20 protein-coding genes are annotated in these 21,566 nt (G+C 41.3%); 11 read left to right on the top strand and 9 right to left on the bottom strand.

Annotated features, from left to right (window positions below; all coding sequences use genetic code 11):
- Positions 1–40: 40 nt before the first annotated feature.
- The 4 genes from QAI40_RS05360 (at position 41) to QAI40_RS05345 (ending at position 2,957) form a co-directional block, all read left to right on the top strand.
- A complete protein-coding gene (locus QAI40_RS05360; RefSeq protein WP_299979192.1) occupies positions 41–1,297 on the top strand; it encodes a M23 family metallopeptidase in 1,257 nt (418 codons plus the stop codon).
- An 85-nt stretch (positions 1,298–1,382) separates the two neighbouring features.
- On the top strand, positions 1,383–1,661 hold the full coding sequence (locus QAI40_RS05355) for an AMP-binding enzyme (protein ID WP_299979189.1): 279 nt from the start codon (positions 1,383–1,385) through the stop codon (positions 1,659–1,661).
- A gap of 3 nt (positions 1,662–1,664) precedes the next feature.
- Positions 1,665–2,216 (top strand): MaoC family dehydratase, encoded by a 552-nt coding sequence (locus QAI40_RS05350; protein WP_299979186.1) that lies wholly within the window; start codon positions 1,665–1,667, stop codon positions 2,214–2,216.
- Positions 2,217–2,348: 132 nt separating this feature from the next.
- Positions 2,349–2,957: a helix-turn-helix domain-containing protein gene (locus QAI40_RS05345; protein WP_299979183.1), complete on the top strand. Its 609-nt coding sequence runs from the start codon at positions 2,349–2,351 to the stop codon at positions 2,955–2,957.
- A gap of 35 nt (positions 2,958–2,992) precedes the next feature.
- Here the strand turns inward: QAI40_RS05345 and QAI40_RS05340 are convergent, their stop codons facing one another.
- The 3 genes from QAI40_RS05340 to QAI40_RS05330 are packed head-to-tail and all read right to left on the bottom strand — an operon-like array spanning position 2,993 to position 8,857.
- Positions 2,993–6,196, bottom strand: a complete 3,204-nt coding sequence (locus QAI40_RS05340) for an efflux RND transporter permease subunit (protein WP_299979180.1) — start codon at positions 6,194–6,196, stop codon at positions 2,993–2,995.
- A 3-nt stretch (positions 6,197–6,199) separates the two neighbouring features.
- The gene (locus tag QAI40_RS05335) at positions 6,200–7,321 is read right to left on the bottom strand and encodes an efflux RND transporter periplasmic adaptor subunit (RefSeq protein WP_299979177.1); all 1,122 of its coding nucleotides are present in this window, start codon (positions 7,319–7,321) and stop codon (positions 6,200–6,202) included.
- Positions 7,322–7,336: 15 nt separating this feature from the next.
- Positions 7,337–8,857 carry a sigma-54 interaction domain-containing protein gene (locus QAI40_RS05330; protein ID WP_299979174.1) on the bottom strand — a complete coding sequence of 507 codons (1,521 nt, stop codon included), beginning with the start codon at positions 8,855–8,857 and terminating at the stop codon, positions 7,337–7,339.
- Between the two features lie 241 nt (positions 8,858–9,098).
- Here QAI40_RS05330 and QAI40_RS05325 point away from each other — a divergent pair, with 241 nt between their 5' ends.
- Positions 9,099–9,671, top strand: a complete 573-nt coding sequence (locus QAI40_RS05325; RefSeq protein ID WP_299979171.1) for an NUDIX hydrolase — start codon at positions 9,099–9,101, stop codon at positions 9,669–9,671.
- On the opposite strand, the gene QAI40_RS05320 is transcribed toward QAI40_RS05325, so the two are convergent.
- Positions 9,668–9,916 (bottom strand): hypothetical protein, encoded by a 249-nt coding sequence (locus QAI40_RS05320; protein ID WP_299979168.1) that lies wholly within the window; start codon positions 9,914–9,916, stop codon positions 9,668–9,670. The two genes, QAI40_RS05325 and QAI40_RS05320, sit on opposite strands and share 4 nt — an antisense overlap.
- Positions 9,917–10,100: 184 nt before the next feature.
- Between QAI40_RS05320 and QAI40_RS05315 the strand changes: the two genes are divergently transcribed.
- The 3 genes from QAI40_RS05315 to alr are packed head-to-tail and all read left to right on the top strand — an operon-like array spanning position 10,101 to position 14,112.
- Positions 10,101–12,191: a ribonucleoside triphosphate reductase gene (locus QAI40_RS05315; protein WP_299979165.1), complete on the top strand. Its 2,091-nt coding sequence runs from the start codon at positions 10,101–10,103 to the stop codon at positions 12,189–12,191.
- 16 nt (positions 12,192–12,207) lie between these two features.
- Positions 12,208–12,912, top strand: coding sequence for an anaerobic ribonucleoside-triphosphate reductase activating protein (locus tag QAI40_RS05310; protein ID WP_299979162.1), 705 nt, complete (start codon positions 12,208–12,210; stop codon positions 12,910–12,912).
- Between the two features lie 30 nt (positions 12,913–12,942).
- Positions 12,943–14,112 (top strand): alanine racemase, encoded by a 1,170-nt coding sequence (gene alr / locus QAI40_RS05305; protein WP_299979159.1) that lies wholly within the window; start codon positions 12,943–12,945, stop codon positions 14,110–14,112.
- On the opposite strand, the gene QAI40_RS05300 is transcribed toward alr, so the two are convergent.
- A complete protein-coding gene (locus tag QAI40_RS05300; RefSeq protein ID WP_299979157.1) occupies positions 14,088–14,999 on the bottom strand; it encodes a helix-turn-helix transcriptional regulator in 912 nt (303 codons plus the stop codon). The two genes, alr and QAI40_RS05300, sit on opposite strands and share 25 nt — an antisense overlap.
- A gap of 247 nt (positions 15,000–15,246) precedes the next feature.
- Here QAI40_RS05300 and mobB point away from each other — a divergent pair, with 247 nt between their 5' ends.
- Both mobB and QAI40_RS05290 read left to right on the top strand, forming a co-directional pair.
- Positions 15,247–15,741, top strand: a complete 495-nt coding sequence (gene mobB, locus QAI40_RS05295) for a molybdopterin-guanine dinucleotide biosynthesis protein B (protein ID WP_299979154.1) — start codon at positions 15,247–15,249, stop codon at positions 15,739–15,741.
- Positions 15,742–15,760: 19 nt separating this feature from the next.
- Positions 15,761–16,624, top strand: a complete 864-nt coding sequence (locus QAI40_RS05290) for a hypothetical protein (protein ID WP_299979151.1) — start codon at positions 15,761–15,763, stop codon at positions 16,622–16,624.
- Here the strand turns inward: QAI40_RS05290 and panC are convergent.
- Both panC and QAI40_RS05280 read right to left on the bottom strand, forming a co-directional pair.
- Positions 16,602–17,456, bottom strand: a complete 855-nt coding sequence (gene panC, locus QAI40_RS05285; RefSeq protein WP_299979149.1) for a pantoate--beta-alanine ligase — start codon at positions 17,454–17,456, stop codon at positions 16,602–16,604. The two genes, QAI40_RS05290 and panC, sit on opposite strands and share 23 nt — an antisense overlap.
- A gap of 9 nt (positions 17,457–17,465) precedes the next feature.
- Positions 17,466–18,587 (bottom strand): sensor histidine kinase, encoded by a 1,122-nt coding sequence (locus QAI40_RS05280; RefSeq protein ID WP_299979146.1) that lies wholly within the window; start codon positions 18,585–18,587, stop codon positions 17,466–17,468.
- 84 nt (positions 18,588–18,671) lie between these two features.
- Here QAI40_RS05280 and QAI40_RS05275 point away from each other — a divergent pair, with 84 nt between their 5' ends.
- Positions 18,672–19,250 (top strand): HDIG domain-containing metalloprotein, encoded by a 579-nt coding sequence (locus tag QAI40_RS05275; RefSeq protein ID WP_299979143.1) that lies wholly within the window; start codon positions 18,672–18,674, stop codon positions 19,248–19,250.
- Positions 19,251–19,551: 301 nt separating this feature from the next.
- On the opposite strand, the gene hisF is transcribed toward QAI40_RS05275, so the two are convergent.
- Together hisF and QAI40_RS05265 are read right to left on the bottom strand one after the other, a co-directional pair.
- Positions 19,552–21,138, bottom strand: a complete 1,587-nt coding sequence (gene hisF / locus QAI40_RS05270) for an imidazole glycerol phosphate synthase subunit HisF (RefSeq protein ID WP_299979140.1) — start codon at positions 21,136–21,138, stop codon at positions 19,552–19,554.
- Between the two features lie 9 nt (positions 21,139–21,147).
- Positions 21,148–21,552: an acyl-CoA thioesterase gene (locus QAI40_RS05265; protein ID WP_299979137.1), complete on the bottom strand. Its 405-nt coding sequence runs from the start codon at positions 21,550–21,552 to the stop codon at positions 21,148–21,150.
- Positions 21,553–21,566 lie beyond the last annotated feature (14 nt).

The following is a 21,566-nucleotide window of genomic DNA, read 5'->3' as shown; positions in this document are numbered from 1 at the left end:
AACAATTTAGCTAACTTATTATATAAATTGGGAATAAGACATGAGAATACGCTGGAGCCTGAAAATGACCTGCCCAAAAAAAATTATTTTTATACTGTTCTTTGCCAGCATTATTTTTAACTTCGGGTTAAATAATGTTTTTGCATCAAATTCAGACAAAAAGATTCCAAAAGCCTTTTCAACCATTCACCCTGATATTCAAGTTGTAAAAGGAGTCGTGAAACGAGGAGATACGGCATCTTCTTTACTCAATAAATATCTTCCCCTGAAAACCATATACGAGATAAGCAGGCTGAGTTCGGATAATTTCTCTTTAACACACATCAGAAAAGGTCAGCCGTATAAAATTATTTTGCAGGAGAATAATCTGGTTGGGGTTGAATATGAAATCAACAAAGAAGTCAGGCTGGTTGTTCAAAAAGAAAATGGCAGATTTTCCATAATCCAGGCACCAATCGAATATGATCTATCTCTTGAGGTGGTATCTTCTACAATTACATCCAGCCTGTTTGAAGCCGTAAGAAAATCAGGGGAGCAAAGCAAACTTGCATGGAAATTGTCTGATATTTTTGCATGGGACATTGATTTTATCAGAGATATCCAATCTGGTGACCAGTTCAAGGTTCTTGTGGAAAAACGGTATCGCGATGGTAAGCTTTCAGGCTATGGTAATATTCAGGCAGCCTTTTTTACCAATAACAATACTTGTTTTAAAGCCTTTTTGCACAAAAGCTCAAAAGGGGTGTCAGGATATTATGATGAGAACGGGAGATCACTTCAAAAAGCATTTTTAAAAGCACCGCTTGCGTTTTCACGAATTACATCCAAATTTACTAAAAAAAGGCTTCACCCTATTTTTAAAGTGTATCGGTCACATCCAGGAGTTGACTATGCTGCTCCAAAAGGTACACCCATAAAAACTGTTGGAGACGGTATTATCGCGGAAATCGGTTACAACAAGGGCATGGGAAATTATATTAACATTCATCATTCTAATGGATATACTACCGGGTATAACCATATGAGCAAATTTGCCAAAGGCATGAAAAAAAAGAAAAGCGTGTTGCAGGGAGATGTGATCGGATATGTTGGAATGACAGGGTATGCAACAGGTCCCCATTTGGATTTCCGGATGAAGAAAAACGGAAAACTGCTTGATCCGCTCAAGCACAAATCCCCGTCGGCAAAACCGGTCAGACCAGTTGAAATGGAACAGTTTTTAGCAAGAACAATAGAGTTGTCTGTAAGAATATTAACCGCTCAAAAGCCTGTCTCGTCAGATAAAAAATCAACTTAAAGGATTACTGAAGGTGTCTTAAAACCAGAGCTTCTTCATATAATAACATGACCCATGGGGTGTTAAATACGACGGAGAGATTGAAATGGCAATAGAATCAATCAATACATGGTTTGAAGACAGTTTTGAAACATATGGCAGGGAAAAAGCCATTACGTTTTTTCGGGGTGAAAAAGTGGTGGCCCTGGTTCAAAAAACAGAAGGGGTTGAATTGACTGAAGCCAAAATAAAATCTGTGTGCAAGGAAAAGCTTCATGATTGGAAATGTCCAAAAAAAATTCTGTTTACAGACAATATTCCTAAAAATACAATGGGCAAGGTGTTAAAGAAAAAAGTGAAAAGTTTTTTTATAAAGGGAAAATAGAATATGGCAAACCCAATCCGGTTAAAAGCTATCAGTGGTCTTAAACCAGATGATACATTTACATATCAAAGAACATTTACAAAAGAAGACACCCTGTTATTTGGTGATATGACAAGGGACTACAATCCGGTTCATTATGATGGGCGCTGGACAGATAAAAAAGGTTTTAAAGGGTTTATCTGCCACGGTCTCCTGGTCGGGTCAATGATCTGTGAGTTTGGTGGCCAAGTGGGGTGGCTTGCCACAGGCATGAATTTTAAATTCATCCGCCCTGTTTATTTTGGCGATACCATCCAATGTACCGTGACCATCACCAAAATAGAGGAGAATGGCCGGGCAGAAGCAACGGCGCTCTTTACCAACCGGGACAAAAAACAGGTTGGTTGTGTCCACATGACAGGTCGTTTACCAATGAAAGAAGAAAAAGAAATCTTGAGAGCCATGACACAGGAAGGTGATCCAACCAATCAACTGGCTGCTGAACATTATTCCCTAATGGGCGAGTTCTTCGGGAACAACAAATATCATGGCAAGAATCGTAAGGGTAAAATGTGATTGCCGCCATTGATAAGTAGTCTTGGCGAAAATAGCCTTGATCTCAATGTTCCATCGTGTTAAACTTTTTTGTTTTTTGTTAAATATTTTCAAAAAAAAACCTGAAATATTTTAAAAGGAAGTGAAGCAAAGATGTCACCTAAAACAGGAAACAAAGTGAAAGAAGAAGTTGCTGCACTTAACCTGGGCAATAAAATTCGAAACCTTCGTAAGCAAAGGGCTTTAACGCTTCAAGAAGTCTCAAATCTGACCGGACTTTCCAAGCCGTTGCTCTCGCAGATTGAAAATAATATAGCTGCACCTCCCATTGCCACGCTGATTAAGATTTCAACCGCTCTTGGTGTAAAAATCAGTTATTTTTTCCGGGATCATGAAAAGAGAGACCGGATTGTGGTAGTAAGAAAACATGAACGGTACAGCGTTAAAAAATTGTTTCATCATAAAAACGAATCCAAAGTCGGGTATCGATGGGAGTCTTTGGCATATCCTATGGTGGGAAAACACATGGAGCCGTTTGTTGTAGAGATAGAGCATAGGAAAGAAGAAGAGCTGCTTTATAATGACCACAAAGGAGAAGAGTTTCATTTTGTCATGGATGGCGTTGTTGAGTTCAGAAGTTCTGAACAGATCCATCTGCTTGAAAAAGGTGACTGTATTTATTTTGACTCCAGTATCCCCCATGCCCTGCGCGGCGTTGATGGTGTTGCTAAGTCTTTGATCGTTATCTTTTCACCTCAATAAAAACAGTTTAATAAATAAACTCAAAAAGTGTTCAGTTATCTCTCGTATTCTTTTTTATAAACCGCATAATAAGTGACCGGAATAACCAAAAGTGTAAACAGCGTTGATGCAAATAAGCCGAATATCAATGCCCATGCCAGCCCTGAAAAAACAGGGTCAAACGTGATGGGAAAGGCACCGATGGCAGTCGTTAAAGCCGTTAATAAAATGGGCCGCATCCTGACTACTCCGCTGATTAAAATGGCATCCTTGAATGGAAGGCCTTTTTTAATGGCATCCTGAATAAACTCGATCAATACCAGGGCGTTTCGGATCACGATACCACCAAGGGCTATCATGCCGATCATGCTTGTGGCGGTAAAAAAGACAGGGTCATTGAATCCGCCGACGCTTCTGGTAAAAAGGTTTAAAATAAAAAATCCCGGCATAATTCCAAGGATGGTCAGAGGAATGGCCATCATGATTAACATGGGCATAAAGTAAGACTCTGTATTAATCACCAGGATAAAATAGATGCCAAGAAGAGCTGCGGCAAAGGCAAGACCCATATCCCTGAAGACTCTCAGGGTAATTTTCCATTCACCCTCTCCCGCCCAGTTGACACGAATCCCGTTTTCAGCCGGATTGTCTTTAAGCGTTTTCATCATATCCAGAACCGCTTCTCCGGGTGCCCTGCCGGTCATCTCTCCAACAACATAGACAACCGGTTCAAGATTTTTATGGTAAATGGGTTTTTGGGTTTTTAGTTCAACCACACGAACAAGTTCAGCCAGGGGGATCATTTTGCCCATGGAAGACCTTATGGGAATGTGGGAGATGGATATCATGTCGGACCGTATGTCCCGGGGCAGAACAACCTTGATCCAGAGTGGATTTCTTTCAGGGTCCATATGAAGGCTTGCAGGGGTGATGCCTCCCACGGCACTCTTCAGGGCGTCAAGAATGGTTTTTGTAGTAATCCCGTGCAAGGCGGCTTTTTTTCTGTCAACAACTATGTCCATCCGGTTGCTGTTTTTTTCTGTCATGATTTTTACATCGGCAACGTTGGGTTCCTGTTCCATGATGGTTTTAATATGTTCCGCGCCATGTAACAATTCTTCATAGGTTTTGTCATAACTGCCATAGATTTCAGCCACAAGGGTGGATAGAACAGGCGGCCCCGGCGGTACTTCCACCAGCTGAACACGGGCATTGTTTTCTCTGGCGATTTTTTCAAGATCTTTTCTGATGCGCAAAAGGATGGTATGGCTTTGCTGGTCTCTGTCAGATTTATGGGCCAGGTTGACCCGGATGTCTGCAAGATGGCTGCCTTTACGGATGAAATAATGCCGGACCATGCCGTTAAAATCCATGGGGGATGATATTCCGGTAAAGGACACAAAATTGGTGACCTCATTGACGGTCTTCAGATAACTTTCAAATTCCCGGACCACCCGGTCCGTATATTCAAGGGATGTTCCTTCGGGCATATCTATCACGATCTGGAATTCGTTTTTATTGTCAAAGGGCAAAAGCTTCATCGGCACAAGCCTGAATACAGCAAGGGAACATGATCCGATTAAAAGAATGATGATCACAATGAACAATAAGATCCGCATGTATTGTTTATTCAGGAAGGGGGTCAGGACAGCTTTGTAAAATTTAGCCAGATATCGCTTTGATTTTTTTTTCTTTTCGGTTTTTTTTTTAACGTTTTTTAACAGTTTATAAGATACCCAGGGAACAATGGTAAGGGCACAAACCGTTGAAAAGGTCACTGTCAGAGGCACATTGATTGCCATGGGTGCCATATAGGGACCCATCATGCCGGTAATAAAAGCCAGGGGCGTAAAACAGACAATAATGGCGATGGTTGACATGATCACCGGTGGCAGCACCTCTTGTACAGCATAAAGAGTGGCCTCAAAGGGCATGAAAACTTTTTCCTTAATATGCCGCTGGATATTGTCAACATTGGTGATGGGATCATCCACCACCAGCCCCAAAGAGAGAATCAGGGCAAACAGGGTGACCCGGTTTATGGTATACCCGAAAATATAATTCATAAAAAGGGCCAAAGAAAAGGATATGGGAACCGCAAGGGCAACGACACAGGCTTCCCGCCATCCCAGGGTGAAAGCCAAAAGGATAACGACAGAAACAATGGCAAACCCAAGGGACTTTAACAGCTCGTTGACCTTGGTCTGGGCAGTTTTGCCATAATTCCGGGTCACTTCGATATAAATGCCGCCGGGAATGATGGTGTTTTTTAGTTTTTCAACCTCATCAAGAAGGTCTTGGGCCACTGTGACGGCATTGGTTCCCTTTTTTTTTGAAAACGCCAAGGTCACGGAGGGAAAGGATAGAGGCCTGTCAGACTGAATGTCATGGGTCTTTTTATAAAAATTGGAAAAGCCGATCCGGGTATAGGAATCTGCCTCCTTAGGACCGTCAATGATATTAGCCACATCTTCAAGACAGACCGGTTTTGACTGTCTTGAAGTTATCACAAGGGCTTTTACTTCGTCCACAGAGGTTAAAAAAGAACTGCTGGTAATCGTGATTTGGATATTGTTTTTATTAAAGACTCCGGCCTGGGTGGAGACATCCGCCCCTTTAAGCGCCTGTTCAATGTCCTGTATTGAAACGCCAAACCCCTTCATCCGCAGGGGGTCAAGTTCAACCCGGATTTCTCTCTTTCTGCCGCCATAAATGGAAGACCTTGAAATATTGTCAAGCCTTGACAGTCTTGCGATCAGTTCTTCTCCTACCCTTTGAAGCTCATGATCACTGTATTTGTCTGAATAAAGGGTGAGATTTAAAATAGGGACATCGTCTATTTCAATGGGTTTGATCAGCCAGCTGGTGACGATGGGCGGCACCCTGTCAAGGTTCATCTGTATTTTGTTGTGAAGCTTTACAAGAGAGTTTTCCCTGTCTTCTCCCACAAAAAAACGGACAGTCACAATGGCTTTTTCTCTTGTGGACATGGAATAAACATACTCAACCCCGTCAATTTCCCAGAGCATTTTTTCAAGGGGTGTTGCCACAAGCTTTTCTATCTCTCCGGGATTTGCCCCCGGTGCTTCCACATAAACATCTGCCATGGGGACAACGATCTGGGGTTCCTCTTCTTTCGGGGTGATATAGATGCTGAATGCCCCTAAGCACAAGGAGATAACTATCAGCATAATAGAGAGCTGGGAGGTTAAAAAAAGCTTTACGATACGGGTAAGAATTGAATTTTGTTTTTTAACCATTTGCTATTTGTATCCTATGGTTTCATTTCCGGTGAGCCCTGCAAGCACTTCAATTTTTTCATCAAAGATCTTTCCTGTTTTGATATAGACCGATTGCCAGGCGCCATCTTTTTTTACATAAACCAGTTCAAGCTGACCTGCCCGGATCACAGCCTTTTGCGGAATGAGAAGGGTTTTTTCTTTTTCAACCGGGATAAGAAGCCTTCCAAACATTCCCGGATAAATGCCCGGTGTGTCCGGCAGGGATGCCTTTACCAGAAAGGTCCGGGTGGTTGGATCAGCATAGGGCACAATTTCATCTATTTTTGACACCACGGTTTTCCCTATGGTTTCAATTCTGACCTGATAATTATTTCCCAGAATGATACGACTGATCAACCCCTCCCTTACATTGGCCTCAAGCCTTAAGGCGCCGCTGGTCTGGATCATTAAAAGCGGTTTCCCCGGGACGGCAAGATCTCCCGGATCAATCATTCTTTCCACCACCACACCGGTTGCCGGTGATGTAATCGCGGAATAGCCAAGAGCGATTTGGGCTTCTTTAACAAGTTCTTCAGCCTGTCTGATGGATGCTTTTGACGATAGTTCAGCTTCCTGGGATTTTTCAAGTCGTGCTTTTGCTTGAAGATACCCTGCTTTGTCAATTTCAAGCTTTTGAGATGTTACAATATCTGATTCAAACAGCTTTTCCATTCTGTTGTATGCCGCTTTTGCCTGGTCAAAGCCGGCCTTTGCTTCATCCATGGATTTATAATTCTGTTTCAGGTTGTTTTTTGCAACGGCAAGTCCTTCTTTTGCCTGTTGGAGTCGGGTTGTGAGTTGTCTTGCATCAAGCTGGATGAGAAGCTGTCCTTTTTTTACGGCCGTACCCGGAACACAGGATACTTTTATAACCTGCGCACTTACCTGAGATTCAATCACGGATTCTGTCAGCGGCCGGATGGTTCCGACAGCTTCATACATCTGGGTGATGTCCTGTTTTTCAACGGTGGTAATATTTTCAGGGTCAGATATTTTGTCGGCTGCGCCGTTTCCTGAAAACCCCGGTTTTATTTTATCATTCTCACAGGCAAAAAAAAGGAACAAAACCGACAATAGAAATACGAAAAAAAACATTTTTTTCATGGCATAGCCCTCAAATTATCTGTAATCCTTATAATTGATATTATATTTAGTCGCTTTATAAGAAAATTTCCTGACAGTAACCCCAATCACTTTTGCCGCCTTATTAATGTTTCCTTTAGTGTTTTTCAAAGAATCCATTAGAATTTCTTTTTCAAGATGGGCTACAGCATCTTCAAGAGAGAGGGGAAGGGTTTTGGATTTGATTCCTGTTTGAAGAGTGGCTGGAAGATGATAACTGTGGATGGCCCCTTCATTACAGAGGATGACAGCCCGTTCAATACAGTTTTCAAGCTCTCTTACATTTCCGGGCCAGTGGTATTCCATCATCATGTCAATGGCAGGGGTTGTGATCCTTTTGATATCTTTACCATGTTCTTTTCTGTATTTTTCAAGAAAGTGATCAGCCAGCAGAATCACATCTGTTTTTCTCATTCTAAGGCTTGGAATGTAAATGGGGAATACATTCAGCCTGAAATAAAGATCATCTCTGAAGTTGCCCTGTTGAAGCATCTCTTCAAGATTTGAATTGGTGGCGGCAACAATTCTGACATCGCTTTTTATGGGCTTATATCCCCCTATTCTTTCAAATTCTTTTTCCTGTAGGACTCTTAACAGTTTTACCTGGGCGGAAGGCGCCATGCTACCGATTTCATCTAAAAAGATGGTTCCGTGATCTGCTATTTCAAACTTCCCTTTTTTCTGGTGGGAAGCTCCGGTAAACGCCCCTTTCTCATGGCCGAACAATTCGCTTTCGATAAGGTTTTCCGGTATGGCGGCACAATTTATTTTGATAAAGGGCTTTTGGTTTCTATCACTGTTATAATGAATGGAATTAGCGACAAGCTCCTTTCCTGTACCGCTTTCTCCCCGGATTAGAACAGTTGCTGAAGAAGAAGATACCTGGGAAATCATTTGAAAGACTTCCCTCATTTTGTTGGAATTTCCAATGATATTGGTAAAGCTGTATCTGTTTTCAAGCTCTGATTTCAGCCGAAGGTTTTCTGTTTTTAACTGCTCTTTTTCAACCCGGATGGTTTCTATATTGATGACATGGTGGGCCACCATGGCTGCCACAACCGATAAGAGTTTTTCTCCTTTTCCCAGGGATTTTTTGCCTTCAAATGGTCTATCCGCACTGATGGCACCGACGACACGGTTATCTTTTTTTATGGGGACGCAGATATAAGAATAGTCCTGGCCTTCTACAATATCCCTTGAATGGGTTTTATCCAGGAACAATGGTTCTTCGCTTATCCGTGGGACAACAGCCGATTCTCCGCTTTGAATAACTTTGCCGATGATGCCTTCACCGGGAAGGTACTTAATTTGACGAGTGGTATCTTCGGAAATACCATGGGCAATTTCAATCCGGATTTCGCCGGTTTCAGAGTTGATCAGAAAGATGATTCCTCTGACCAGATTCAAGGATTCAGATAGAACACTTAATACCTTGAACAAAGATTTTTTCATGTCCATGTGCTGGTTCAGTGCTTCACTGATTTCATACAGGAGCGAGACTTCTTCAAAAGATTTCATTCATACCATTCCAAATAAGTATTCATGTTAAGGTATTGCTTTCATACTATAGTTGTTTGGATATTATTGCATAAAATTTGATTCCATAACAAGGTTTTATGCTTTGCCAGGGTGAAAAATGAAAACCCGCCCCTTTTTTTAAGGTATCGGGTTGTTTATTAAAAATCTGGATATTTGACAATGACACTTTTTCCTTGTATCTTTTTCGGGTTTTGTTTGAATATTTCAGGTGAAGGTTTTCATGGATAAAAATAAGTGTATCAGTATTATTCGATCAGCAGTTCAAAACGGATCTCACCCCGGGCCTCCGGACGATGGTCTGTTTCAGTCAACCAGTGTGATTGCATTATTTGTTTTTAATAAGGAAATTGAACTGGTGTTTATCCAGAAAGCAGATGTAAAAGGATATCCCTGGGCCAACCAGATGGCATTTCCAGGTGGGCATAAAGACAAGAAGGATCTTTCAACAAAGGATACGGCTTTAAGGGAACTTACAGAAGAAATGGGGATAAACCGGGAAAACGTAGAGGTTCTCGGTTCGCTAGGGCACTTTCAAACTATTAACAGCAAAGATATTGAAGCCTGGATCGGTATCTGGAATCAAAAAGAAGCCATTAATTATGACAGGTCTGAAATATCCAGAGTATTTCAGATTCCGTTAAAGTATTTGATTGATCTGCACAAAGAAAAAGAGTTTCATCGACAGGCACCCAATGTTATGCATCTGACATATCCCTATGAAGATGTCCTGATCTGGGGTGTGACGGCAAAAATTTTGTACCACCTTATTGATGTGTTGTTAAAGGGCGGTTAGTTGTTTTTTGAACGTCTTTTAAGTCTTAAAAATATTTTAACCACAAGAAACAAGCTTAAAAATGCCAAAAAGCCTGGAAACCATACATGTTCATGGAAATTCTGATTGTCGGAACCGACAAAAACGCCGGCAATAGCAAAGGCAAACACAAAGAACATTATGGTGATAAGTGTCCAGCAGGCAAAATTTGAATCATACCATGGTGTTATGGTTTTTCTGAAAAATGGATTTTGATCTAATTGCATTTGTGTTTCTATTAAACGTTTGTTAAAATCACAATATATAGATTTTTTTCTTGACAAACAACAATATGTTGATTAAATTTATTATTCTGCGTATAGTTTGACGCACAAGGTAAAAATTTTTATAGTCATTAAAAACGTTTACAAAAGATATGTTAATTTCAATCAGATTTCAAGAGGTAGATACATGTTTGAGCAAATTAAAAAACGGGATGGAAGAATAGCATCGTTTGATTCATCAAAAATTACCCATGCTATTCAAACAGCAGGTGAGGCAAGCGGTGAATTTAATGGAAGAGAAGCAAAAAAAATGACGATGAAGGTTGTCACCCTGGCAAGAGACCTGCGTATTGGGCCGATTCCCGAAGTAGAAGAAATTCAGGACATCGTGGAACGAGTCCTTTTGGACTCCCCGTTTTATAAAACTGCCAAAGCATATATTATTTACCGGGAGCAGCATAACCAGATCAGAAAGATTGCCATTAAAGAGAATGTGGGGCTCATGGAATCCTATATTCGGAGAATGGATTGGAAAGTCAAAGAAAACAGCAATATGAGTTATTCTCTCCAGGGATTGAACAATTACATATCTTCAGACATTACAGCAGAATACTGGCTCAACAAAATTTATCCACCGGACGTCAGGGATGCACATTACAGAGGAGATCTCCATATTCATGATTTAAGTCTTTTGTCCGTATATTGTGTGGGATGGGATTTAGAAGACCTTTTGCATGAAGGGTTTAAAGGTGTAGCAGGAAAAGTGGAATCTGCTCCGCCAAAACATTTCAGAAGTGCGCTGGGTCAAATTGTCAACTTTTTCTATACATTGCAGGGCGAGGCTGCAGGTGCCCAGGCCATGTCCAATTTTGATACGCTTTTAGCGCCGTTTATCAGGGAAGACAACTTATCCTACAAAGAAGTTAAACAGGCACTCCAGGAATTTGTATTTAACATCAATATCCCCACAAGGGTCGGATTTCAGACGCCTTTTACAAATATCACCATGGACCTGAACGTACCGTCCACTTTAAAGAATTCTCCCGTTGTCGTCGGTGGAGAATATGGAGAGGAGACCTATGCCAGGTATCAGGAAGAAATGGATATGCTGAATGCTGCATTTGCCGAAGTCATGATGGAAGGCGATGCAAAAGGCAGGGTGTTTACCTTCCCGATCCCGACATATAATATTACCGAGGATTTTGACTGGACCAATCCAAATCTTGAGAATATCTGGAAAATGACCGGAAAATATGGCATCCCCTATTTTTCAAATTTTGTAAATTCAGACATGGATCCTGAAGATGCCCGTTCCATGTGTTGTCGGTTAAGGCTGGACAACAGGGAACTCAGAAAAAGGGGAGGCGGCTTGTTTGGTGCCAATCCATTGACCGGCTCCATTGGGGTTGTCACTATAAACATGCCTAGAATCGGTTATCTGGCAAAGGATGAAAACGACTTCTTTAAAAGACTGGATACCCTAATCAAATATTCAGCAGACTCATTGAGCATTAAACGAAAGATCCTTGAAAAATTTACAGAGGGTGATCTTTATCCCTATTCAAAATTTTATTTAAGAAAAATTAAAGAGAGTACCGGTGTTTACTGGCGCAACCATTTTTCAACCATCGGCATCCTGGGCATGAATGAGGCCTGTCTCAACCTTATGGGAGAAGGCATTGCCACACAAAACGGGCAGGATTTTGCCGTAAAGGTCATGGACCATATCAGAGCTAAAATTGAACAATTGCAGGAAGAAACCGATGAAATCTTCAATCTTGAAGCAACCCCGGCCGAAGGCACCACCTACCGGTTTGCCAGTATGGACAAGGCCAAATTTGAAGATATTATCTGTGCCAATGAAGACGAATACAAGCAGGGTAAAGATCCGTTCTATACCAATTCCACCCATCTGCCGGTAAACTATACCGACGATATTTTTGAAGCCCTGGAACTTCAGGACAGGCTGCAGGTTAAATATACGGGCGGAACTGTCCAGCATCTTTTCCTGGGGGAAGAAGTTACGGACATCGAGGTTGTAAAAAATCTAGTGGACAAGGTGTCCAACTCGTTTAAACTGCCGTATTTTACATTGACCCCGACATTCAGTGTCTGCCCGTCCCATGGATATCTTTCAGGGGAGCATGAAAAATGTGACACCTGTGATGCAGAAACTGAAGTCTACTCAAGAGTTGTCGGATACTTAAGACCTGTCGGGCAATGGAATAAAGGAAAACAGACAGAATTTTTCATGCGTAAGACATTTAATGTAGCCTGATAAAGAAAGCTTAAAGATGAATATTGGTGGGTTTCAAAAAAATTCTCTGATTGACTTTCCTGAAACCATAGCTTGCATCGTTTTTACACAAGGGTGTAATTTTATATGCCCGTACTGCCATAACCCTGATCTGATCGCCAGCCCCAAAAAGGAGGCTGGCGATCTTTATGATGAAAACAAGATCTTTGAATTTCTTGAAAAAAGAAAAGGTTTTTTGGAAGGCCTTGTGATCACAGGCGGAGAACCCACACTGCAAAAAGATTTGATAGCATTTTGCCGGAAAGTTAAGGATATGGGATATAAGTTGAAGCTGGACAGCAACGGGACCTGTCCCCACGTACTGGCAAAGCTTTTTGAAGACAGGCTGGTTGATTTTATTTCCATGGATATAAAAACCAGCCTTGAAAATTATCATCTTGTCGTACCGGGAAAATTTGAGACCCAAAAAATTTTAGAGAGCATCCGCCTTTTAATGGAAAAAGCACCTGCCTATGAGTTCAGAACCACTTGCACCAGACCGTTTGTCAGCAAAGAAATCATGAAGGATGTCGGGGAAATGATAATGGGCGCATCAAAATATATTCTTCAGAAGTGCTCAAGGAACGTAAAAGTACTTGATCCAAAATTTTTAAAAGCGGATAATAACTTTTTTTCTGATAAAGAGATGCTTGAACTAAAAGAGACAATCGATAAATATGTTATAACATCGGTTATCCGTTAAAGGTGAAAATCTCCTGGAAAGGAAGGATGCATGGAATATCCTCTTGTAAAGGCCTGTATCGATCTTGATACCATCCAGAAGAATATTCAAAATCTAAAACGAATTACAGACAAAAAATCTAAATTCATGGCAGTGGTCAAGGCGGATGGTTATGGCCACGGGGCGGTAAAGGTAGCCCAAAAAGCTCTTCAAAGTGGCGCTGACTGGCTGGGGGTAGCAAGGCTCAACGAAGCTGTTGAACTTCGGAAGGCCGGGATCGATGCGCCTTTGCTGGTTTTCGGATATATCCATCCGGCACAGGCCGCCATGATAAAAGACCTGGATCTGGTTGCTACCGTGTATGATCTAAAGATGGCTAAGGCCTTGTCCAATAAAGCAAAATTGTTAAACAAATCTGTTAAGGTGCATTTAAAGATTGATACCGGAATGGGCAGGGTCGGCATGGTTATTGGAAAAAAGAAAACCCTGGCCGATAAATCGGCAAGAAAACAGGTATTAAAAGAAATTCAAGAACTTGTAAAATTGCCGGGTATTGATCTTAAGGGTGCCTATACCCATTTCGCCGCTGCCGACTGCAAGGATAGACACTATACAGACTTACAGATAGAGTTGTTTGCATCTTTGCTGGATGATTTAAAGAAAAAGGGAATCGAACTTTCGACCTGTCACGCTGCAAACAGTGCAGGAATTATTGAATTTCCCGGGTCTCATTTTGATATGGTGAGAGCCGGCATTTCCATTTATGGGCTCTACCCTTCCGGTGAGGTGGATCAGTCAAAAGTAAAACTGGGTCCGGCCATGACATTAAAATCCATTGTGACGGCGGTAAGAGAGGTTTCCAAAGGATTTTGCGTCAGCTATGGAATGACCCATGTAACCCAAAAGGCGACAAGGCTTGCCTCGGTACCCGTCGGGTATGCCGATGGGTTTTCAAGACGGTTTTCCTCCAATGGCATTATGCTTGTAAAAGGACACAGGGCGCCTGTTGTCGGCCGGATCTGCATGGACCAGACCATGATTGATGTGGGCGACATCCCTGGTGTAAATCCGGGTGATGAAGCCGTGTTGATCGGTTCCCAGGGGGATGAAACCCTTGGCGCAGATGAATTGGCAAACAGGATAAATACAATTAATTATGAGATTGTATCTGCTTTGACAGTCCGGGTAAAAAAGGTTTATTCAGATTCTGGTTCCGGGTAAAGCATTTTACCGGTATAGGATAAATCATAACCGCCGAACTCTTCGGCAGTGGCCTGAATCACTTTTCCTTTTAAAAGAGATAAGAAAAGCTGGATACCCTGATCAAAAAATCGCTCTTTAGTGATGAGCAAATCAAACCGTTCCCAGCAAAGGGGAATAAAATCAAGCCCCAGAACTATGGAAACCGGTCTGATGCCGGGGCCTGCATCTGCTTTGTTTGTCAGGATTTGTAAACCAACATCCATATGTCTGGATAAAGTATTTCCATATCCGTCTATGGTTTCGCCTTTTATCCCTGATTTTTTCAGCTCTTTATCAAAAAGCTGCCGGGTTCCTGTACCTAAGGGGCGATTGATGATTCTGATGCCTGGTTTGCCAAGGTCTTTTGCCGATTGGATGTTTTTTGGATTCCCTTTCTGGACAATAATGCCCTGCTCTCTTAAACAGAAATTTACCACTGCCGGCATCTGGTTCATTTCATCTTTTAAGAAAGGAAAATTATACTCTTCGTTGTCTGCAATAAGATGGCTGGCGGCAATGTGGCAAAGATTATGCTTCAAGGCCCTTAAACCGCCCATGGAACCTGCAATACCGAACATGGCCATATGCTCTTTGTGTTTAAGATTAAAGGTTGAAATAATTTTATCCAGCAATAAGTCATTACTGCCGGCAATGAGGACAAGCCCGTGATAAGGGGGAAGTTTGGCAAGTTGGGGGTAATTTTCGGTACCGACTTCTATCCACTGCCGAACCAGATGTATGGGGAATAACCATTTTCCTGTAACTTTGGAGGCAGGCAGACCTTTTTCCGCAATGAGTGAATATATCATTTTTTCATTTACGTTTAAAAACCTTGCAACTTCTCTGGTTGACAGCATTTCTTCCATAATAGGTCTCCCTTTGCCTCAAGATAAATATTTCACTGCTTTTTCAACAACTTGTTCTGCTGTCATTGAGTCGCAATCAATTTTTATATCATAATATGTATCATATAAGCGGGTTCTTTCTTTGTAAAGGTCTTCAGCTCTTTCCTTTTACATGCGATTTCCCGGCTGAGCTTTTCCCGGCTTGACTTTCTTTGTTTCGAAGACTATTTTTATGAAAATTTAATAAAAGGCTGTGAAGACAACGAAAATGAAACCAAAGATAATTACCATTGTAGGGAAATCCAACTCCGGAAAGACCACTCTTCTTGAAAAATTGATCCCCCTTCTGACACAAAGAGGGTACAAAACAGGATCTGTAAAGCATGCCCATGACGGGTTTGAAATGGACAAAGAAGGCAAAGACAGCTGGCGTCACAGAAAAGCAGGTGCCAGGGCCACTCTTGTTATTACTCAAAATAAAGTCGCAATGATTAAAGACGACAACCATGGCTATATTGAAAAGATGAGATCTTATCTTTCTGATATGGATATAATTCTAGCAGAGGGATTTAAAAAGCAAAATCTGCCGAAAATAGAAGTTTTCAGGACCCAAAGTGTGCACAAAGAACCGCTTTGCATGGAGGATGAAAATTTGATCGCCTTTGTTACAGATTCGGACTATCATCCGGATGTGCCTTTGTTTGGACTTGAAGAGATCAGTCAGATTGCCGACTTTATTGAATTAAATTTTTTAAAAAGTTAACAGCGTGCAAAAGAAAAACATGAAACGAAACAGACGGTGCCTGGCGTATGGCTGTATTATTGCCGCAATCTTTTTTTATTCCTTTTGTATGGCAAGCCAGGATCAACCTAAGGGGTATCATTGCATTACCCAATTTGAAAATGGGACTATAAACTGGAGCACTGGAAAGATCTCTGCAATTGGTAAGGCGTCTCCTGAAGATAACAGGGAAACCTCCCATGAATCGGTTCCCGGATCAGCAAGGGCAGGGGCAAACCGGCAGCTCATAGATATTTTAAAACAAATAAAAATTAATAATATTTTGAGCGTGGGAGAGTATGCTTCCAAAAACGATGTCATTTTGGCGGGTATGGAGAAAACAGCAAGGGATGCAATCATTTTAAAACAGTATTATACTTCCGCCCTTTCTGTGGAAATAATGATTGAAACCAGTATGTTTGGTAGCTTTTTACAATTGATATTGCCGGAAGAAATTCGCCAGATATCAAAAATCAGCCCTGATATACCCCGGGAAGATATTAAAATGACAGGAGAAAATTTCTACACGGGTTTGATCATTGATGCAAGAGGGCTTGGAGTTGAACCTGTGCTTAATCCTTTGGTTGTCAGCGAACAGGGCCATAACATATATTCTTCCGTTTTTATCAGCAGAGAGTTTGCGGTTCAAAATGGTGTCTGCAAATATCTTTGCAGTATGGATCAGGCATTAAAGGACAAGAGAATTGGCAATAATCCCATGGTTTTCAAGGGGCTTCGCAAAGAGGGAAAACCCAATACCGCCATCGTTATCAGCATGTCGGATTACCGCCTGTTGGAAAAAGCAACAGAGCGCCATACGTTTCTGAAAGAATGCAGGATAATTATTGTGAAGGATGATCAATAAGGGCATTATCAATTAATCTTGTTTTTCCTATTTTCACAGCTATTGCCAGTAAGACCTGATTTTCTATGCTGTCAATAGCCTCAAGGGTTTTAGGATTGCAAAAGGAAATATATTCTATATTTGTTTCAGGAAATGTACAAATAAATGTTTCTATCCGGTTTTTGATGGCCACAGGGTTTTTCTCCCCCCCGGCAATTAATTCTTTGGCCAGATTCAATGATTTTGAAAGACTTAAGGCGGACGCCCTTTGAAGTTTGGAAAGATAGGCGTTCCTCGAACTCATTGCAAGGCCGTCTTCTTCCCGGAAGATATCTCCTGCTATAATTTTGATGTCAAAATCCAGATCCAGTGTAAGTTGTCGAATAACCTGAAGCTGCTGATAATCTTTTTGCCCGAATATGGCAATATCAGGCATAACAATATTAAACAATTTGGTGACCACGGTTGCAACACCTGCAAAATGAACCGGTCTGAATTTCCCGCATAAAAATTTTGGAAGATATTGAAGTTTAATTTGGGTTTGAAAGTTTTCAGGATAGATATGTTCTTTATTGGGTAAAAAAATTGCGGACACACCGGTTTTTTGGGCAAGGGCAAGATCATTTTCAATGTCTGAAGGGTAGGAATCCAAGTCTTCATTAGGCCCAAATTGAGCCGGGTTGACAAAGATGCTGACCACAAGTTCATCACATAAGGGTTTTCCTTTTTCCATCAGGGAAATGTGTCCCTGGTGAAAATATCCCATGGTCGGTACAAGGCAAATAGTTTTTGATTCTTTTTTCTTTTTTTTTGACCATTCCTGCATGTCTGATGTTGTTTTTAAGATGTCCACTATTTTTCTTTACTCCTCTTTTGTGGTATTTTTCTGCCGGATTGCAGGAAACAGCAGATCAAATTTTGTTCCCTTGTTATTGGAAACCACATTAATAAATCCATTATGATCCTGAACCGCATTCCAGACAACAGTAAGACCCAAGCCAGTACCGCTTTTCCCCATTTCTTTTTTTGTAAAGAAGGGGTCAAATATTTTTTTCAGATTTTTATTATCAATGCCCGGCCCATTATCAACCACACTTAAAATGACATATTCGCCAGGCACAATATCGTTATACCCGGGTACGGAGGAATCAATATACCTGTTAGAGGTTGTGATAAGAACCTTGCCGCCTTCATTACCTGAAGCTTCTTCCGCAGCATTCAAAACAAGGTTCATGATCGTTTTTTCGATATGAAGATAGGAGCCCTTGATATTCAACAGCTCCGGTTCTGTCAGAATTTCTATTTTTACCTGCTGGTAGGCTTTTCTTATTTTGTCAAAATCATGGGCAGAGGTATAATGGTCTATGATAGAATTAATATTGATGATTTCCATTTGTGTACTGGAACCCTGGGAGATGGTTAATAGATCGCTCACAATGGCAGACGCTTTTTGACCGGAATACTTAATCAGAGTCAACCCCTGTTTGAGCTGGGGATCAAGATCTTTGTCCATCATAAGAACCTCCGGATATGTGGCAATTCCTGAGAGGATGTTATTCAGGTCATGGGCAACATTTCCGGCTAATATCCCCAGGGCCTTTAATCTTTCAGCCTGTATGAGTTTTTCTTTGAGCCGTTGCTGTTCTTTTTCCAGATTTTTTATCAGGAGTTTAAATTCCCTGCCTGAGATTTTCAGGGCTTTGATCAAAATCGCCAGGGAAAGGGTTGCTACAGCACATAAAAAAGAGAATGTTCCAAAAAACACAAGCCATCCTGCAGGGCTTGAAACCCCTTGAGAATGTCCTAATGAGATCCATCCGTTAAAATAAAAAAATCCAAATACAATCAGTATTACGATATAGGGGACAAGACTACCGACTAAAAGGATCAGCAACAGACGGCTGAAGATTTTTTTCTGCCGGAAATAAAGGATATCGTCATCGTTTTCATAAATAGATTTTACAGTGGAAATACTGGAGATCATAACCGTTGACTTATTAATAATTTAAAGATAATGAAGATTGTACTATATCGGTCATAAAATGCAATATAATTTAAAGGATTTGTCATGAAACAGTACGTCCCGACCAGAGAAGATGCATTCAAGCTATTAAAAAAATATAATAAAAAAGAAGGGTTAATCCGGCATGCCCTTGCTGTTGAAGCCGTGATGGGCCACTTTGCCCACCGCTTCAATGAAGATGAAGAAAAATGGCGGGTCATAGGATTGGTGCATGACCTTGATTATGAGATGTTCCCTGACGCGCATTGCCACAAGTGTGTTGAATTGTTCAAAGAACACAATTGGCCTGAAGACTATATCCGGGCGGTGATCAGTCACGGCTTTGGAATTTGTACGGATGTGAAGCCTGAAACCAATCTTGAGAAAACACTCTATGCCATTGATGAACTTACAGGCCTTGTGGCAAGTTCTGCCCTGGTCAGACCGTCAAAAAGCATTCTTGATATCAAGGCAAAATCCGTGAAAAAGAAATTTAAAGATAAACGCTTTGCCGCAGGGGTTGACAGAAAGGTGATCCAGCAGGGAGCCGAATTGCTTGATATGGATCTTTCCGAGCTCATTACAGAAGTAATCTTGGGAATGCGGCCCGTAGCAGAAGAGATCGGTTTAAAAGGAAATTTGTAAATTCAGTTACTTTGTTTACCATTGTTGCTTCATCTGCCGGTCCGACAAAACCATGCCTGAATCGGCTATCCGTTTCACCTGGTTCAGATAATGGGATACAAGAATCATCGTACAATCCTTTTTCAGTTCAAGGAGCAGGTCTTCAATTACTTTTTAATACGGCCTATCAGTATTAAAAATTCCGGGGTTAATCCAATTTTTAATATGAATAAGAAAGGTGAAAGAGATTGAAAAAAGCGATAACTCACATTTTGCTTGTTTGATTTTAAAAATTTTCGTTTAAAACAGCGATGAATATGAGCTATATGGCAACTCTTACTTCAATATTTTTTTTGGCGAGATAGTTTTTTACACGCTGAATTGGCACTTCTTTCCTGTGAAATATGCCGGCGGCCAGGGCTGCCTCTGCAAAAGTTTTTTCAAACACCTGGGCAAAATGTTCTTCACAGCCAGCCCCGCTTGAAGCAATTACCGGGATGGAAACAGCGTTTTTTACTGCATTGATTAATTCAAGGTCAAAACCTGAGTTTGTTCCGTCTTTATCAATGCAGTTGAGGAGAATTTCTCCGGCGCCAAGATCCTGGCAGGCTTTTGCCAGTGCAACAGCATCCAGGTCCCTTGTTGTCCTGCCGCCCTGGACTGTGCACTGATACCAGCAGTAAGTTTCATTGTTGGGCCCGGGAAATTTAGTTTTGATCACATGGTGTTTTTTTGCATCGTCCGGGGAATTCACATAGACTCTTTTAGGGTCAACTGAAATCACAACAGCCTGGTTTCCATATACTTTCGAAATTTGTTCTATGGAACTTTTCCCTGATTTCCCCCCTGATTTTAAATATTGTTCGGCAATATACACGGCGTCGCTGCCAATGGATATTTTATCAGCACCTGACCTGAAATACCGGGAGGCCACATCAAGCGCTGTATATGTTTTACCGTTGCTGTCCGTATAATCCCTGATCCCACCGCCAATGGTCAGCGGTACAAAAACGTTTTTACTGGTTTTTTCAAGAACATCTATCATGGGCATATCTTTTAAAGGGAAATCCCTGAATCCTGTGATATTTAAAAAGGTAATTTCATCGGCACCTTCTTCATAATACCGTTTGGCAAGTTCCACGGGTTTACCCAGATTCCTGACATTCCCTTCTTGTCTTACATCATACTGGTCCCCTTTGGTCACCACAAGGTCGCCTTCATCGTTGGTCCTGACATCCAGGCAGGCGATGATTCTTTTTGAAAGCCCCTTTCCTTTGATATCGATAGTTTTTTGAGCCTTCAGATTTTTTTGGTAAATAAAATTTTCAAGCAGTTTGATCCCGGCATTCCCGCTTTTTTCAGGGTGAAACTGGGTACCGATGATATTGCCTTTCTGAACACTGCTCACAAATTCATAATCATAATTTGTGGTGGTTAAAACAACAGACTCCTCCTCAGGTACAATATGATAGGAGTGGACAAAGTAAAATTTTGTATCTGGCTTAACACCTTTAAAAACAGGAGAGTCCTTTTTCAGATTCACCCCGTTCCATCCAATATGCGGAACAGCAAGGCTGGTCCTGAATCGTTTGACCATGCCCTTGAATATACACAAGCTTTCATTGCCTGAAAAAGCTTCTTCGCTTCCCTCAAAAAGGGCCTGCATGCCCAGACAGATACCCAAAAAAGGCCGGTCGGCTTTAAGATATTCCCTCAAGGGGTTGATATATTTTTTTTCGTTGAGAATCCTGATCATGCTCTCAAAATTGCCCACACCGGGAAATAAGAGTTTGTCAGCATCCAGGATATCAGAAGGTTTGGTAACCGGCTTGATTGTCCCGCCCAGTTTTTCAATGGCATTGACCACGCTTCGAACGTTACCGGCCCCATAATCAAGCAAGGTAATCATAATGTTTCTCTATCCTTTAAACCCGGGGATTTGCTGGAATTTTTCTTTGAGCTCACCCTCAATTTTAAGTGGTTTTCCATTAAGGCCTGCAATCACAAAGGTGATGTCGGCATCCACACAAACAACACCGGTTTTGTTGTTGATAATCTGCTGTTTTATGACGGCACTCTTATTTCCTATTTTTCCAAGGCCTGATTTGATGATAATAACATCATTGACCCTGACCGGACTTTTATACGATATATTAATATTAACAACAAAGAAGCGGAAACCCTTATTCATAAAGTCTTCAAGGTTTATATGGCCTTCAAGAAGCTGCCACCTTCCTTCTTCTAAAAATTCAAGATACCGGGCATTGTTGACATGCTGGTACAGGTCTGTATGATATCCTCTGATTCTGATTTCAGGTTCCATTTTTAAGCTCCCGT

It is taken from the genome of Desulfobacula sp. (assembly GCF_030611305.1).
In the GTDB taxonomy this organism is placed as follows: domain Bacteria; phylum Desulfobacterota; class Desulfobacteria; order Desulfobacterales; family Desulfobacteraceae; genus Desulfobacula.
The sequence above is the reverse complement of the archived record's forward strand: the minus strand, read 5'-3'. Positions and strand labels throughout refer to the sequence as shown.

What these genes read in the sequence shown, in the direction of transcription:
- QAI40_RS05360 (WP_299979192.1), top strand. Translation starts at nt 41, where the DNA reads ATGAGAATACGCTGGAGCCTGAAAATGACCTGCCCAAAAAAAATTATT.
- QAI40_RS05355 (WP_299979189.1), top strand. Translation starts at nt 1,383, where the DNA reads ATGGCAATAGAATCAATCAATACATGGTTTGAAGACAGTTTTGAAACA.
- QAI40_RS05350 (WP_299979186.1), top strand. Translation starts at nt 1,665, where the DNA reads ATGGCAAACCCAATCCGGTTAAAAGCTATCAGTGGTCTTAAACCAGAT.
- QAI40_RS05345 (WP_299979183.1), top strand. Translation starts at nt 2,349, where the DNA reads ATGTCACCTAAAACAGGAAACAAAGTGAAAGAAGAAGTTGCTGCACTT.
- QAI40_RS05340 (WP_299979180.1), bottom strand. Translation starts at nt 6,196, where the DNA reads ATGGTTAAAAAACAAAATTCAATTCTTACCCGTATCGTAAAGCTTTTT.
- QAI40_RS05335 (WP_299979177.1), bottom strand. Translation starts at nt 7,321, where the DNA reads ATGAAAAAAATGTTTTTTTTCGTATTTCTATTGTCGGTTTTGTTCCTT.
- QAI40_RS05330 (WP_299979174.1), bottom strand. Translation starts at nt 8,857, where the DNA reads ATGAAATCTTTTGAAGAAGTCTCGCTCCTGTATGAAATCAGTGAAGCA.
- QAI40_RS05325 (WP_299979171.1), top strand. Translation starts at nt 9,099, where the DNA reads ATGGATAAAAATAAGTGTATCAGTATTATTCGATCAGCAGTTCAAAAC.
- QAI40_RS05320 (WP_299979168.1), bottom strand. Translation starts at nt 9,916, where the DNA reads ATGCAATTAGATCAAAATCCATTTTTCAGAAAAACCATAACACCATGG.
- QAI40_RS05315 (WP_299979165.1), top strand. Translation starts at nt 10,101, where the DNA reads ATGTTTGAGCAAATTAAAAAACGGGATGGAAGAATAGCATCGTTTGAT.
- QAI40_RS05310 (WP_299979162.1), top strand. Translation starts at nt 12,208, where the DNA reads ATGAATATTGGTGGGTTTCAAAAAAATTCTCTGATTGACTTTCCTGAA.
- alr (WP_299979159.1), top strand. Translation starts at nt 12,943, where the DNA reads ATGGAATATCCTCTTGTAAAGGCCTGTATCGATCTTGATACCATCCAG.
- QAI40_RS05300 (WP_299979157.1), bottom strand. Translation starts at nt 14,999, where the DNA reads ATGGAAGAAATGCTGTCAACCAGAGAAGTTGCAAGGTTTTTAAACGTA.
- mobB (WP_299979154.1), top strand. Translation starts at nt 15,247, where the DNA reads ATGAAACCAAAGATAATTACCATTGTAGGGAAATCCAACTCCGGAAAG.
- QAI40_RS05290 (WP_299979151.1), top strand. Translation starts at nt 15,761, where the DNA reads ATGAAACGAAACAGACGGTGCCTGGCGTATGGCTGTATTATTGCCGCA.
- QAI40_RS05280 (WP_299979146.1), bottom strand. Translation starts at nt 18,587, where the DNA reads ATGATCTCCAGTATTTCCACTGTAAAATCTATTTATGAAAACGATGAC.
- QAI40_RS05275 (WP_299979143.1), top strand. Translation starts at nt 18,672, where the DNA reads ATGAAACAGTACGTCCCGACCAGAGAAGATGCATTCAAGCTATTAAAA.
- hisF (WP_299979140.1), bottom strand. Translation starts at nt 21,138, where the DNA reads ATGATTACCTTGCTTGATTATGGGGCCGGTAACGTTCGAAGCGTGGTC.
- QAI40_RS05265 (WP_299979137.1), bottom strand. Translation starts at nt 21,552, where the DNA reads ATGGAACCTGAAATCAGAATCAGAGGATATCATACAGACCTGTACCAG.